This is a genomic window from Streptacidiphilus cavernicola, assembly GCF_042510955.1.
GTDB lineage: Bacteria > Actinomycetota > Actinomycetes > Streptomycetales > Streptomycetaceae > Streptacidiphilus > Streptacidiphilus cavernicola.
Genome location: NZ_JBHFAB010000014.1, coordinates 130,096 through 143,347 on the forward strand (window position 1 = coordinate 130,096; position 13,252 = coordinate 143,347).

Below are 13,252 nucleotides of genomic sequence, written 5' to 3' on the forward strand. Positions count from 1 at the left end.
ACCTTGAACTCGTACAGCGAGTAGCCGTACTGGGTGCCCCGCGCGGTCCCGTACATCCGGATGTAGCGGCCGGCGCCGGTCACGTTGAGCACCTGGTTGCCGCCGGTGCTGGTGGTGGTGGAGTAGATGGACGTCCAGGTGGTGCCGTCGTCCGAGGTCTGCAGCTGGTAGGCGCTCGCGTAGGCGACCTCCCAGTCCAGCTCGACCTGGTTGATCGTGGCGCCCGCGCCCAGGTCGATCTGGATCCACTGCGGGTCGCTGTTCTGGACGCTGGCCCAGCGGGTGGTCGGGTCGCCGTCGACGACCGCGCCCGCGGGGAAGTTGGCGCTCTCCAGGGACGAGGCGAGGACCGGCCGGGACTGCGAGATCAGGGTCCCGGCCGCACTCGCGCTGGGGGCGAACGAGCCGCTGAGGCCGAGCAGGGCCAGCAGCACGGCGATGGTGGCGGTCAGGGCGGTTCGCCTGAGCCGGCGAGGACGCGAGGTCCATCGTCCGGTGAACAAGGGGCGTGGCCTCATGAAGACCTGCACCTTCCAATCGGGTGGGAGTGGGATGGATGGGTGGTCCGCGCCGCCCGGGGTCGTTGCCGCCTGCCCGGCCCCGACCCCGGGGCGACTCGTGCCTGCCCGACCTGTCAGCTGTAGACGCCGAACTCGTACAGCGAGTAGCCGTACGCGGTGCCCCGCTGGGTCAGGTTCAGCCGCACGTAGCGGCCTGACCCGGTGACGTCGAAGTCGTCGACGCCGCCGGACGCGGTGGTGGTGGAGTAGATCGTGGTCCAGTTGGTCCCGTCGTTGGAGACCTGGACCTGGTAGGCCTTGCCGTAGGCGGACTCCCAGCCCAGCTGGATGTGGTGGATCGCCGTGGTCTGGCCCAGGTCGACCTGGAGCCACTCGGCGTCGTCCCAGTTGCTGGCCCAACGCGTGGACCAGTCACCGTCGGTGGCCTGGCCCGGGGTGAAGTTGCCGTTGGTGGCCTGGAACGACGAGGCCGTGGTCGGCTTGCCCTTGGCGACGTCGGTGCCGTTCACCGGCGGGGCGACGACCTTGAACGAGCGGGTCTCCACGCCGACGTTGCCGTGGCCGTCGTAGGCGTAGACGTAGACCTTCCACACCCCGAGCGTCTTCGGCGCGGTGACGGTGAACTGCCCGTCCCCGGTCTGGGTGAAGTTCACCTGCTGCAGCCCGGTCCCGCCGTCGACGTACTTGGTGCTGTACATCAGGTTGTAGCGGATCAGGTCGCCGTCGGGATCGGTGGTGTTGGTCGTGACGTTGAAGCTGCCGCCGGCCGGGACGGTCGCGGTGTTGCTCAGCGCCATACTGCTGATCACCGGCGGGGTGTTCGACTGCGGCGTGCCGCCGAAGTCCTTGGCCACCGAGTAGTACGCCAGCCGCTTCCAGCCCTCGGGGATCAGGTTGAACCAGATCCCGCCGAAGTCGTTCTCGATGCCGTAGTTGAACATCGTGCCGCCGAAGGAGACCCCGGTGTGCCCGGCGATGCAGTTCCAGGCGCTGGTGTAGCCGTCCCGCATCTGCTGGTCGGTGGGCTGGGTGGGCACGCCGTTGGCGTCGTTGGGGACCTCCCACTCGCCCGAGTCGCCGGACTCGGTGACGATGTACGGCTTGGTGTAGCCGCCGCTGGTCCAGTCGCCCTTGACGCTGCACACCGCGCCGTAGGAGTTGACCGCGTAGAGGTCCAGGTCCGGGGTGTACTGCTTGTAGTAGGGCCAGGCGCCGGTGTAGGCGTCGGTCGAGGTCACCGGGTGGTTCGGGTCGGCCGCGTGGATCGCCTGGACGATCTGCTCCACGTACTGGGCGTAGGCGATCCGCTGCTGCTCCACCGCGGCGCCGGTGTAGTGGTCCTGGGTGGTCAGGATGACCTCGTTGCCGACGTCCCACATCAGCACGCCGGGGTTGTTCTTGTAGGTGTTGACCCACTGCACGATCGAGTTGAGCGTGCTGGTCTTGTAGGCCGTGTCGTTGACGTAGTCGGCGCCCTGGTTCAGCCAGAAGCCGTTGATCACCTTCAGCCCGTACGCCGCGGCCGAGTCGAGCAGCGGCTTGCTGGTGGCGTCGGTGCCCCAGGTGCGGACGGTGTTGACGCCCATCGCCTTGAGGTCGCGCATGTGCGCGTCCGCGGTGTCGGTGCCGGGGCCCCAGGTGACGCCCTTGACCTGCCACGGCGAGCCGTTGACGTTGAGCTGCCAGTTGCCCTGCGAGCCGGTCACCTTGACCACGCTCGGGGTGGTCGGCACCGGCGGGTCGGTGAGCGGGGCCGGTGCGTTGCCGGTGGTCTGGGCCACCGTCACGGCGCCGATGCTCATGGTGCCGCCGGAGCTGGTGGCGCTGCTCGGCGCGGTGCAGCCGCAGACCGCGTTCGGGTAGGAGCCGCCGATGGCGAGGTCGGCCTGCAGGTAGAAGCCGTGGTCCACGGCGGCCTGCCAGGTGGAGACGCCGACCTGCGACTCGTTGACCTGCCACACCTGCTGGCCGTCCAGGTACCAGCGGATCTGCTCGTCGGACTTGGTCCGGTCGATCACCTCGGAGTAGGTGTGGTAGCCGGTCTGGCAGCCGGAGCAACTGGCCAGGCCGCTGGTCAGGCCGTTGTACTCGTTGCAGTTGCCGTTGGGCGCGGTGCCGCAGTGCAGGGTCGCCGACAGCTGGTTGCGGCCGTTGACGTCTTCCAGGATGTCGCTCTCGCCCATCGCCGGCCAGGTGGTCGGCGCGGTGCGCTCCGCGGCGCCGACGGCCTTGAAGGCGGGCCAGTAGCCGAGGCCGTTGGCGACGTTGGGCTGCTTGATGGAGGCCTGGATCAGCAGCTGCCCGCCGGCCGGCGCCGCGAAGTCGCTGCGCTTGGTCTCCACCCGGCCCGAGGTCCAGTTGCCGCCGCCGTCCTTGAGCGCGGTCAGGTTGAGGTGGTTGCTGCCGTCGACCGAGACGTTGGCGGCGGCGTTGGTGTTGGTCTCCACCTCACCGGTGCCGTAGTTGGCCGGGCCGCCCGCGTAGGCGGTGGTGCCGGTGTCGGTGGTCCAGTCGGTGGCGGACGGCGCGCTGCCGGCCCCGCCGGAGAAGTTGTCGCTCCAGATCGTGGACCAGTTGCCGGGCGGGGTGCCGCCGCTGGGCGGCGGGCTGGTCGGCGGCGTCGTGGTCGGGGGCGTGGTGGTGGGCGGCGCGGTGGCCCCGGACGTCCCGTAGACCTGGAACTCGAACAGCGAGTAGCCGTACCCGTTGACCCGGGCGGTCCCGTACATCCGGACGTAGCGGCCGGTGCCGCTGACGTTCAGGGTCTCGGTGCCGCCGGCTCCGGTGGTGGTGGAGTAGATGCTGGTCCAGTTGGTCCCGTCGTTGGAGACCTGGATCTGGTACGCCTTGGCGGCGTTCTGCCACTGCAGCACGACCTGGCTGATGCTCGCGGTCGCGCCGAGGTCGACCTGCAGCCACTGCGGGTCGCTCCAGGCGCTGGCCCAGCGGGTGGTGCCGTCACCGTCCACGGCGAGGGCCGGGCCCAGGCCGTCGCCCTCGACCGAGGAAGCGGTGGCCGTCTTGCCCTGCGACAGCAGGGTCGCCGACTGCGGGGTGGTGGGGGTGGTGGTGGCCGTGGGGGTCGGCGTCGCCGAGGCGGCCAGGCCGTAGACCTGGAACTCCCAGAGCGCGTAGCCGTATCCGTTGACGCGGGCGGTCCCGTACATCCGGACGTAGCGGCCGGTGCCGTTGACGCTCAGGGTCTCGGTGCCGCCGGGGCCGGTGGTGGTGGAGTAGATGCTGGTCCAGTTGGTCCCGTCGTTGGAGACCTGGATCTGGTAGGCCTTGGCGGCGTTCTCCCACTGCAGCACGACCTTGTCCAGCGTGTAGCTGGCGCCGAGGTCCACCTGCAGCCACTGCGGGTCGCTCCAGGCGCTGGCCCAGCGGGTGGTGCCGTCACCGTCCACCGCGTTGGCCGGGCCCAGACCCGCACCCTCGACCGAGGACGCGGTGGCCGTCTTGCCCTGCGACAGCAGGGTGTCGGCCGCGTGCGCGGTGACCGGCCCGGCGACGAGGGCGTAGAAGAAGAGCGAGAAGGCGACGACGGCCAGGACGGCCACCCGTATCGGAGCGGGTGGTCGCATCAGTCTCGGGGGCGCGGGGGCTCGCATGGGGACTCCTGACAGGGGGTGGGTACGAGTGCTCGGTACGAGGGCTTGGAGAGCGCTCGCCAAGAGAGCGCTCTCCCATCTGGGCGATGGTTGCGCTCTTGTTTCGGGGGCGTCAAGAGTTTTGTCAGAAAGCGTGGTTCCGGTATCGCGTGGAGCCGCTCGGCTCGGGCATTCCCGGCATACCGCCGCACATGCCCGAGGCTTGGCCGTGTCCGCACTCTTGACGGACTCGGGGCCGGTGCGAGACCTTAGGCCAACGGGAGAGCGCTCTCCCGCAAGGACGGCCGACCGGTGGTGAGTCCCGCCCCGATCAGCCGCTCGGCCGCTCCGCGCGGGGGTGCCTCCCCGTACGCAGCTGGGGCGCCTCTCCACCCTGACCGCGGAGGGGCGTCCCTCCCCGCTACCGCGCCGCTCCGTCGGCCGCCGTCTGCGGGGCACCGGCCATGTGCGACGCACCGGCCGCCTCGGCACAGCGCGCGGCGAGGCGCGCGAACGCGCCGGTGAGTTCGGGCGGCCCAATGACCTCGACGTCGGCGTCGAAGCGGCCGATGTCGGCGGCCAGGCCGATCCACGACCAGGAGCCGAGGACGAGGCGGCAGTGGGCCGGGCCGATCGCCTCGACGATTCCGTCCCGGGCGAAGCCGGCCACCTCGCGGGCCGGGAGGTTCAGCACGACCTCGCCCTGGCAGGGCCAGTCGGCGCTGCTGCCGTCGTTGCCGCGGAAGCGGCCGGTGACGAACCCGGAGACGCTGCCGCCGGGCAGTTCGCGCGGGGTGAAGCGAGGACCGGTGGGGGTGCGCGGGCGGATCCGGTCGACCCGGAAGGTCCGCCAGTCCGCCCGGTCCAGGTCCCAGGCCAGCAGGTACCAGCGCCCGCGCCAGGTGACCAGGTGGTGCGGTTCCACCCGCCGGTCGGCGGCGGCCGACCGGTCCGCGGCGTACCGGTCCGCGGCATAGTCGAAGCGGAGCTCCGCACGGGCATGCACGGCGGCGCCCAGGTCCACCAGCACCTGGGGGTCGACGGAGGCCGCGTCCCGGTCGTCGGGCGGGTGCACCGCGGTCACCCGCAGCATCTCGATGCGGTGCCGCAGCCGGGACGGCATCACCTGGCGCACGGTGCTCAGAGCGCGGGCGGCGTCGTCGGCGACCGCGCCGCCGACGCTGACCGTCTGCAGGGCGACGGCCAGCGCGACCGCCTGGCCGTCGTCGAACAGCAACGGGGGCAACTCCGCCCCCGCGTCCAGCCGGTACCCGCCGGCGGGCCCCTTGACGGCCGTGACCGGGTAACCGAGGTCGCGCAGGCGGTCGACGTCGCGGCGCACCGTGCGCTCGGTGACCTCCAACCGCGCGGCAAGGTCCGCTCCGGACCAGTCCCGGCGCACCTGGAGCAGCGACAGCAGGGCGAGCAGTCGCGAGGAGGTTTTCCGCATACTCGCCATTGTGCCCGCAGTACCGGACACAACCTGTCCGCTACCGCTGGAAGGGTGGGGACAACGAACCGCGGAACAGACGAACCGCAGAACAGAGGAGCAGTGCCATGGCCGTCAGCAGCACCACCCACCTGAACTTCCGGGGCGCCGCCCGGGAGGCGCTGGACTTCTACCGGTCCGTCTTCGGCGGACGCACCGTCGCCGTCAGCTACCGGGACACCGGCCGGGTGCCGGAGGGGACCGACCCGGACTGGGTGATGTGGGGCGAGGTCGCGGCCGACAGCGGCTTCCACGTGATGGCCTACGACGTGCCGGAGCAGTTGCCGTGGAGCCGGGGCGACGACCCGTTCTTCGTCTCCGTGCGCGGTGACGACGCCGACGCGCTCACCGGGCTGTGGCAGAAGCTGGCCGAGGGCTCGACGGTGCGGCAGCCCCTGGCGCCCGCTCCGTGGGCCCCGCTGTACGGGATGCTCACCGACCGCTTCGGCGTGACCTGGGTCCTGGACGTCGCCGCCCCGGTCAACGGCTGACCCGGCAGACTACGAAGACCCGTCGACGCCGACCCATCGACGCCGGAAAGGAGCCAGACCCCCCGTGACCGTCCTCGACACCCGTGCCCTCAACCGCGCGACCCTCGCCCGTCAACACCTGCTCACCCGCACGGACGCGACGGTGCACGACGCCGTGGCGCACCTGGGCGGTATGCAGGCCCAGCAGCCGCAGGAGCCGTTCATCGGCCTGTGGTCCCGGCTGCACGCCTTCGAACCGGCGGCACTGGACCGGGCCCTGACCGAGCGTCAGGTCGTCCGCACGCACCTGATGCGCCGCACGGTCCACCTGGTCACCGCTGACGACGCGCTGGCCTGGCGGGCCCGACACGACAGCATGCTGCGGCAACGGGTGACGACCACCTACCGCAAGGAGCTCGCCGGCATCGACCTGGACGAGCTCGCCGCGGCCGGGCGGGCGGTCATGGCCGACCACCAGCCCCGCACCATGGCCGAGCTGGTCCAGGCCCTGGAGGACCGCTGGCCCGCCCCGCCGCGCCGGGCCCTGGGCGAGCTGCTGGTGGCGGCCCTGATCCCGATGGCACAGCTGCCGCCGCGCGGCCTGTGGCGGACGACGGCGGGCGTGCGCAACCTGCCCCTGGCCGACTGGCTCGGCCGTGACCCCGACCCGCTGCCCGCCGACGACGGCGATCCGGTCGGGCAACGACTGCTGCGGCGCTACCTCGCCGCCTACGGACCCGCCGCCGGCGCGGACCTGCGCTCCTGGTGCGGTCTCAGCGGACTGCCCGCCGCCGTCAGCGCCGTCCGCGACGAACTGGTCAGCTTCCGGGACGCGCGCGGGCGCGAACTCCTCGACCTCCCCGACGCCCCGCGCCCGGACCCCGGCACGCCCGCGCCGGTCCGCTTCCTGCCGGCGTTCGACAACGCGGTCCTCGGCTACCACGACCGCAGCCGCATCATCGACGACGCCCACCTCTCCGTGTCCGTCGCCGGCCTCCGGGTGGTCCTGGTCGACGGACGGGTCAGCGCCACCTGGGCCGTGCGCGAGGGAGAGTTCCGGATCGCCCCGCTCCGAGCGCTCTCCGCCCCGGAGCGCGAGGCCGTCCACGCCGAGGCCGAGACCCTCACCGCCTTCCTGGACGACGGCCGGGGGCCCACCCCGATCACCTACGACGACCACTGACGACGGATCAGCTGACGAATGGTCAACTGCATTCCATTCAGCCCGACTGACGCACCACCAGTACCGGGTCGAAGACCGCCGACTTGGGTCCGACCGACACCCCCTCGATCCGGTCCAGCAGCATCCGGGTCATCTCCGCCGCCATCTCCTCCACCGGCTGCCGCACCGTGGTCAGCGCCGGACGGCTCGCCGTGGCCGCGCTGCTGTCGTCGAAGCCGATCACCGCGACGTCCTCGGGCACCCGCCGCCCCTGCTCCCGCAGGATGTGCAGCGCCCCCGAGGCCATCAGGTCGTTGGCCGCGAACACCCCGTCCAGATCCGGGTGTTCGGCCAGCAGGCCGAGCATCGCCGCCTCGCCGCTGGCCTGGGTGAAGTTCCCCACCGCGGTCGGCACGACCGGCACCCCGTGCCGGGCCATCGACTCCAGGAAGCCGTCCCGCCGCTCCCGCGCCGCCCGCACGTCCAGCGGTCCGGAGATCAGCACCACCCGGCGGCAGCCGTTCTCCAGCAGCCGCGCCGCGGCGAGCCGCGCCCCCTCCTGGTGCGCCACGTCCACGAAGCCGATCGGCACCGGCCGGACCGGCCGGGCGAACAGCACGGCCGGCAGCGCCGCCGCGACCAGCAGCTCCGGCAGCGGGTCGTCCGCGTGGGTGGAGACCACCACCGCGCCGTCCGCGTTGCCCTGCCGCAGGAAGGCGACCACCTGCTCGCGCGCCTCGGGGGTCTCCGCGAGCATCAGCACCGGGTGCATCCCCTGCGGGCGCAGGAAGCCCATCACCCCGTTGATCACCCGGCTGAAGAAGGGGTCGGTGAAGACCTGGTTGCGGAACTCCTCCTCCATCCCCTCCCCCGCGCCGGAGACCACCAGCGCGACCGAGCCGGTGCGCCGGGTGATCAGCGAGCGCGCCGCGCTGTTCGGCACGTAGCCGACCTCGGCCACGGCCCGGCGCACGGCCTCCTGGATCACCGGGTCGACGTTCCGGGTCCGGTTCACCACGCGCGACACCGTCGCCCTGGACACGCCGGCCACCCGGGCCACGTCCTCCAAGGTCGGAGCGGTTCCGGAGAGTGCGTTGCGGGGCTCGTCCATGGGGCTGTTATAGCAGAGCTGGAGAGCGCTCTCCATATGGTCTGATCACTGAGCCCCACCCAGTTAACTGAGTTAAACTCACTATTAGCTGGAATAACGATGCGCTAGGCTCAGTTGTAGCTCGCAGAACGAAGCACAGAAGATCTCCCCCATCCCCGGAGCCGCCCGTGAAGCCCCAGGTACCCGACTGGACACCGCCAGCCCCCGATTTTCCTGCCACCAAACCCCCCGCCCAGTTCCGGCGCATCCTGCGCCTGTTCCGGCCCTACCGGCGCAAGCTCGCCGCGGTCGGCGTGTTCGTCGCGCTGTCCTCGCTGGTCTCGGTCGCGTCGCCGTTCCTGCTGCGCGCGATCCTGGACACCGCGATCCCGCAGGGCCGCACCGGGCTGCTCAGCCTGCTCGCGCTCGGCATGATCGTGGTCGCCGTCGCCAACTCCGTGTTCAACGTGCTGCAGACCTACCTCAGCACCAGCGTCGGCCAGCGCGTCATGCACGACCTGCGCACCAGCGTCTACGCCCATCTGCAGCGGATGCCGCTGGCCTTCTTCACCAGGACCCGCACCGGCGAGGTGCAGTCCAGGATCGCCAACGACATCGGCGGCATGCAGTCCACCGTCACCAGCACCGCGACCTCGCTGGTCTCCAACCTCACCACCGTGATCGCGACCATCGTCGCGATGGTCGCGCTGGACTGGAAGCTGACCGTCGTCTCGCTGCTGCTGCTCCCGCTGTTCGTGTGGATCAGCCGCCGGGTCGGCAACGAGCGCCGCCGGATCGCCACCGAACGGCAGAAGCAGCTCGCCGCGCTCTCCTCGATCATGCAGGAGTCGCTGTCCGTCAGCGGCATCCTGCTCGGCCGCACCATGGGCCGCTCCCGGGCGCTCAGCGACGACTTCTCCCGCGAGTCCGACTCGCTGGCCGAGCTGGAGGTCCGCGCCGACATGGCCGGCCGCTGGCGCCAGTCCACGATCCAGATCGTGATGGCCGCGATGCCCGCGGTGATCTACTGGGCGGCCGGACTGACCTCGGGCCACGGCAGCGCGGTCGTCTCCATCGGCACCCTGGTCGCGTTCACCTCGCTGCAGCAGAACCTGTTCCGTCCCACCGTCCAGCTGCTCCAGGTCGGCGTCGCGGTGCAGGTGTCGCTGGCACTGTTCCAGCGGATCTTCGAGTACCTCGACCTGGTCCCCGACATCACCGAGCGCCCCGACCCGGTGACCCTGCCGCGCCGCAGCGGCGACGCCCGCAGCGGCGAGGTCCGCTTCGACCGGGTCGGCTTCTCCTACGAGCCCGGCGCCGGGACGGCCCCCACCCTGGACGGCATCGACCTCACCGTCCCGGCCGGCAGCAGCCTCGCCGTGGTCGGCGAGACCGGCTCCGGCAAGACCACGCTCAGCTACCTCGTCCCCCGGCTGTACGACGTCGGCACGGGCCGGGTCCTGGTCGACGGCACGGACGTGCGCGACCTCAGCTTCGCCTCACTGGCCGACACCGTCGGCGTGGTCTCCCAGGAGACCTACCTGTTCCACGCCTCGGTCGCGGACAACCTCCGCTTCGCCAAGCCGGACGCCACCGACGAGGAGCTGTACCAGGCCGCCCGTGCGGCGCAGATCCACGACCACATCGCCGGGCTCCCGGACGGCTACGACACCATGGTGGGCGAACGCGGCTACCGGTTCTCCGGCGGCGAGAAGCAGCGGCTGGCCATCGCCAGGACCATCCTGCGCGACCCCCCGGTGCTGGTCCTGGACGAGGCCACCAGCGCGCTGGACACCCAGACCGAGCAGGCCGTGCAGACCGCGCTGGACGCGCTCACCGCGGGCCGGACCACGATCACCATCGCCCACCGGCTCTCCACCGTCCGCGACGCCGACCAGATCGTGGTCCTGGACGCCGGGCGGGTCGCCGAACGCGGCACCCACGACGAGCTGCTGGCCCTGGGCGGCCACTACGCCGCCCTGGTCTCCCGCGACAGCACGCTGGCCCCGGCCTAGCGGGCAGGGCGGCTCGGGTGCTCAGACCTTGTACAGCTCAAGGTCGTCGTTGATGAACAGGTGCACATAGCCGCAGCGCCAGCAGATCAGCCCGGTGGCGGACTCGTTCGCCCAGCCCAGGCTGAGGAGCTCCATCCCGGAGCTGTTCAGCTTCACCTCGCGGTCGCGGAACAGGTCACCCCGGCAGAAGCCGCAGGTGACCCACACCTCCCCGATCGCCGCACGTACCGGCTTGCTCATGTTCCACGCCCCTCGCACCGGCAGCCGCGGTGGCCGAGCCGGGCGGTCAGCCTACGTCAGTGCCGTGACCAGCTACGACGTGGGGTCGTGGTCCCCCGGAGGGGGTCACTGGCCACGCTGGCTCAGGAAGAACAACAGCATCGCGAAGCCTGCGAAGACGTGCAGGCCGATGACGTAGATGAACACCCGGACGTTCACGCCCCGCCCGGTGCGGGTGCTGCCGTCCTCGACCGGAAAACGGTTTGTCGCCATGTCGATGAATTCCCTTCTCTCGGTTCGGCGCAGACGTTCGCTCAGTGCAGGCAGAGGTCCGCGGTCGGGCTCTGCAGCAGGGTGTGCAGGAACAGCAGCTCCACGCCCTGCCCGTGCACCGCGACCAGGCGGTGCGGACGCATCGAGTCGAAGTGGGCCGAGTCGCCCGGCGCGAGCCGGTGCTCCTCGCGGTCGAGCGTGAGCAGCAGCTCCCCGCTCAGCACGTACAGCCATTCCTCGCCGGGGTGCACCCGGACCACCGCGTCCTGCACCCGCAGCGGGATGCGGACCCGCAGCGCCTGCATCGCCCGTCCCGGCACCCCGGCCGGACGGTAGGTCCAGCCGCCGGCGGTGGTCGGCTCCCCCTCCCCCGCCCGCACCACCGGCGCGCGGACGACGGCGGGGGTCTCGCCCTCCCCGATCAGTACCTCCACCGGCACCCCGTATGCTCGGGAGAGCCCGAGCAGCACCGGCAGCGAGGGCTGGCGTTTGGCGGTCTCCAACCGGGAGAGGTGCGCGGGCGAGAGCCCCACCCGAGCGGCTGCGGCCTCCAGCGTGAGACCGCTGCTCAGCCGTCGCTCGCGCAGCCGGGCCCCGAGCCCGGACAGCTCCTCGGCGGCGTCTCGACCCTCGGTGTCCATGTCCCCAGGGTCACAGTACCGCGCCAATCAGGCAAACTGTTTGCCTCAGAGGCAAAATGCGTCCCTGCGCGTGCCCGGCCGGGCACCGGCCTAGCATCGACCAGATGCAGCACCACCGAGCAGACAGCACCCACACCCACCTCGACCGGGCCGTGGCCGAGATGGTCGGCGTCCTCGGCCCGCACGCCGCCGAGAACTGGGACGTCCCCGCGGGCGGCCTGGAGTGGAGCTGCTGGACCACGGCCGCCCATGTCGCACACGACCTGCTGGCCTACGCCGGGCAGCTCGCCGCCCGTCCCGCCGACGGCTACCTGCCGTTCGATCTGACCGTCCGTCCGGAAACCCCACCGGGCGCGGTGCTCCAGGTGGTCGGGGCCGCGGGCGCGCTGCTGAGCGGCGCCCTGGCCGCCGCCGACCCGGGGGCGCGCGCCTGGCACTGGGGGCCGTGCGACCCGGAGGGCTTCGCGGCGATGGGCGTCGCCGAGGTGCTGCTGCACACCCACGACATCACCGCCGGGCTCGGCGTGCCGTGGCTTCCCCCGGCGCAGCCGTGCACGGTGGTCCTGCACCGCCTCTTCCCGGACGCCCCGCCCGGCGACCCGGTCCGGGTGCTGCTCTGGTGCACCGGCCGGGGCGACCTGCCCGGCCACCCCCGCCGCAGCTCCTGGACCTGGCAGGCGGCCGTACCCGAGGCCGACCAGCCCGCGCCGCCCGACTAGCCCGAGCCCCCGCGGTGCGTCGGGCCCACCGGGCCCAACCGGTCGTACGCCCGCTCCACGCGCTACTGATCGGACAGCGCCGGGCCGGTACCCGGGGTGACCCTGATCGGCGACGCCGCCCACCTCGCGCCCCCGAACGGCGAGAGTGCGAACACGGCCATGCAGGACGGGGCAGAGCCAGGCCGGCCATCGCCGCGCACCCCGACCAGCTGGCTCGCCGACCTGCCTGGCTCTGGGGCTCACTGACACCCGACCGGCTGGAAATCTCGGCAGGTGTCGGGCCGGTCAGGGCATCATGGTCGCCATGAGCGCTCCGACCTCCGACTGGATCACCGTCGCAAGCTACGCGAACGCGCCCGGCCGGCTCCCGCCGATGGCCGCCGTACGGGCTTGACTGCGTGAGCGGGGCATCGACTGGATGCCCTTCGCCTCGAACGAGATCGTCATCGACCTGGCCTGCGGCATCGGCGCCGACGGTCACTGGCACGGCTGGTTCGGCATCCGCGTGGACGCCGACGCCCTCCGGCGTCTCGGCCTGCACCCCGAGCAGCCGAGCGCGACCGTCACCGGCCAGAGCCCGCCCCGCTGGTGGCACGCCGCCGCGGAACGCAACGCGTACTGACCCAGCACCGACGACCTGTTGGAAGATCTCAGCGAGCCTCGCGACGCGCTACCGGCTTGAGAGCCGCGAAGGGCACAAACGGTTGGAAGATCCGCTCAGCGTCCTGCTTGAGGGCGGCTGGCGGGAGCGCAAGACCACAGCCTGGCTGATCGCCGTCGCCCGCAGGGCTGAGTTTCGCGACCGGTACCTCCGGCGCCCTGACCTCTACTACGACCAGACCGTCGCCCTGGGCGCGCTCATGAATCTTGACGCCACCCTCGGCACCGAACACGCGAGACGATTCCTCGCTCCAGGAGGGCTCTGGCAGCAGTGGCTCCACGGCCCGCCGACCAAGGACCACGACCCGGCCCGTTCCCAACAGCTCGTCAGCCAACTGTGCGCCTTCGCGGCGGACAGCGCGGCGGCGGCCTTCGCGGGAACCCGGTGACGCACCAGTAGCTC

General features: G+C 71.7%; 12 protein-coding genes and 2 pseudogenes. 7 read left to right on the top strand and 7 right to left on the bottom strand.

Annotated elements, in window-relative coordinates; all coding sequences use genetic code 11:
- Positions 1–68 precede the first annotated feature (68 nt).
- From ACEZDE_RS20065 to ACEZDE_RS20075, 3 genes and pseudogenes are all read right to left on the bottom strand, one after another.
- Positions 69–518, bottom strand: a pseudogene (locus ACEZDE_RS20065) (discoidin domain-containing protein); the annotation flags it as partial.
- 116 nt (positions 519–634) lie between these two features.
- A complete protein-coding gene (locus tag ACEZDE_RS20070) occupies positions 635–4,105 on the bottom strand; it encodes a discoidin domain-containing protein (RefSeq protein WP_380537697.1) in 3,471 nt (1,156 codons plus the stop codon).
- A 427-nt stretch (positions 4,106–4,532) separates the two neighbouring features.
- Positions 4,533–5,561 carry a helix-turn-helix transcriptional regulator gene (locus tag ACEZDE_RS20075; RefSeq protein ID WP_380537698.1) on the bottom strand — a complete coding sequence of 343 codons (1,029 nt, stop codon included), beginning with the start codon at positions 5,559–5,561 and terminating at the stop codon, positions 4,533–4,535.
- A 107-nt stretch (positions 5,562–5,668) separates the two neighbouring features.
- Here ACEZDE_RS20075 and ACEZDE_RS20080 point away from each other — a divergent pair, with 107 nt between their 5' ends.
- Together ACEZDE_RS20080 and ACEZDE_RS20085 are read left to right on the top strand one after the other, a co-directional pair.
- Positions 5,669–6,091: a VOC family protein gene (locus ACEZDE_RS20080; RefSeq protein WP_380537699.1), complete on the top strand. Its 423-nt coding sequence runs from the start codon at positions 5,669–5,671 to the stop codon at positions 6,089–6,091.
- Positions 6,092–6,155: 64 nt separating this feature from the next.
- Positions 6,156–7,253 (top strand): winged helix DNA-binding domain-containing protein, encoded by a 1,098-nt coding sequence (locus tag ACEZDE_RS20085; protein WP_380537700.1) that lies wholly within the window; start codon positions 6,156–6,158, stop codon positions 7,251–7,253.
- A gap of 37 nt (positions 7,254–7,290) precedes the next feature.
- Here ACEZDE_RS20085 and ACEZDE_RS20090 read toward each other — a convergent pair whose 3' ends face one another.
- Positions 7,291–8,343 (bottom strand): LacI family DNA-binding transcriptional regulator, encoded by a 1,053-nt coding sequence (locus ACEZDE_RS20090; protein WP_380537701.1) that lies wholly within the window; start codon positions 8,341–8,343, stop codon positions 7,291–7,293.
- Between the two features lie 167 nt (positions 8,344–8,510).
- Between ACEZDE_RS20090 and ACEZDE_RS20095 the strand changes: the two genes are divergently transcribed.
- Complete coding sequence (locus ACEZDE_RS20095; protein ID WP_380537702.1) at positions 8,511–10,337, top strand: ABC transporter ATP-binding protein; 1,827 nt, start codon at positions 8,511–8,513, stop codon at positions 10,335–10,337.
- 21 nt (positions 10,338–10,358) lie between these two features.
- On the opposite strand, the gene ACEZDE_RS20100 is transcribed toward ACEZDE_RS20095, so the two are convergent.
- The 3 genes from ACEZDE_RS20100 to ACEZDE_RS20110 form a co-directional block, all read right to left on the bottom strand.
- A complete protein-coding gene (locus tag ACEZDE_RS20100; RefSeq protein ID WP_380537703.1) occupies positions 10,359–10,577 on the bottom strand; it encodes a hypothetical protein in 219 nt (72 codons plus the stop codon).
- A gap of 105 nt (positions 10,578–10,682) precedes the next feature.
- Complete coding sequence (locus ACEZDE_RS20105; RefSeq protein ID WP_380537704.1) at positions 10,683–10,829, bottom strand: DUF6126 family protein; 147 nt, start codon at positions 10,827–10,829, stop codon at positions 10,683–10,685.
- A gap of 41 nt (positions 10,830–10,870) precedes the next feature.
- Positions 10,871–11,470, bottom strand: a complete 600-nt coding sequence (locus ACEZDE_RS20110) for a helix-turn-helix domain-containing protein (protein ID WP_380537705.1) — start codon at positions 11,468–11,470, stop codon at positions 10,871–10,873.
- Between the two features lie 104 nt (positions 11,471–11,574).
- Between ACEZDE_RS20110 and ACEZDE_RS20115 the strand changes: the two genes are divergently transcribed.
- The 4 genes and pseudogenes from ACEZDE_RS20115 (at position 11,575) to ACEZDE_RS20130 (ending at position 13,238) form a co-directional block, all read left to right on the top strand.
- On the top strand, positions 11,575–12,189 hold the full coding sequence (locus ACEZDE_RS20115; protein WP_380537706.1) for a maleylpyruvate isomerase N-terminal domain-containing protein: 615 nt from the start codon (positions 11,575–11,577) through the stop codon (positions 12,187–12,189).
- 38 nt (positions 12,190–12,227) lie between these two features.
- Positions 12,228–12,395 (top strand): annotated as a pseudogene (locus ACEZDE_RS20120) (FAD-dependent monooxygenase); the annotation flags it as partial.
- A gap of 212 nt (positions 12,396–12,607) precedes the next feature.
- On the top strand, positions 12,608–12,811 hold the full coding sequence (locus tag ACEZDE_RS20125) for a hypothetical protein (protein WP_380537707.1): 204 nt from the start codon (positions 12,608–12,610) through the stop codon (positions 12,809–12,811).
- An 82-nt stretch (positions 12,812–12,893) separates the two neighbouring features.
- Positions 12,894–13,238, top strand: a complete 345-nt coding sequence (locus ACEZDE_RS20130) for a DUF6000 family protein (protein WP_380537708.1) — start codon at positions 12,894–12,896, stop codon at positions 13,236–13,238.
- Positions 13,239–13,252 lie beyond the last annotated feature (14 nt).

Excerpts from the sequence above, each read along its gene's own strand:
- ACEZDE_RS20070 (WP_380537697.1), bottom strand. The coding sequence starts at position 4,105 with ATGCGACCACCCGCTCCGATACGGGTGGCCGTCCTGGCCGTCGTCGCC.
- ACEZDE_RS20075 (WP_380537698.1), bottom strand. The coding sequence starts at position 5,561 with ATGCGGAAAACCTCCTCGCGACTGCTCGCCCTGCTGTCGCTGCTCCAG.
- ACEZDE_RS20080 (WP_380537699.1), top strand. The coding sequence starts at position 5,669 with ATGGCCGTCAGCAGCACCACCCACCTGAACTTCCGGGGCGCCGCCCGG.
- ACEZDE_RS20090 (WP_380537701.1), bottom strand. The coding sequence starts at position 8,343 with ATGGACGAGCCCCGCAACGCACTCTCCGGAACCGCTCCGACCTTGGAG.
- ACEZDE_RS20100 (WP_380537703.1), bottom strand. The coding sequence starts at position 10,577 with ATGAGCAAGCCGGTACGTGCGGCGATCGGGGAGGTGTGGGTCACCTGC.
- ACEZDE_RS20105 (WP_380537704.1), bottom strand. The coding sequence starts at position 10,829 with ATGGCGACAAACCGTTTTCCGGTCGAGGACGGCAGCACCCGCACCGGG.
- ACEZDE_RS20110 (WP_380537705.1), bottom strand. The coding sequence starts at position 11,470 with ATGGACACCGAGGGTCGAGACGCCGCCGAGGAGCTGTCCGGGCTCGGG.
- ACEZDE_RS20115 (WP_380537706.1), top strand. The coding sequence starts at position 11,575 with ATGCAGCACCACCGAGCAGACAGCACCCACACCCACCTCGACCGGGCC.
- ACEZDE_RS20125 (WP_380537707.1), top strand. The coding sequence starts at position 12,608 with ATGCCCTTCGCCTCGAACGAGATCGTCATCGACCTGGCCTGCGGCATC.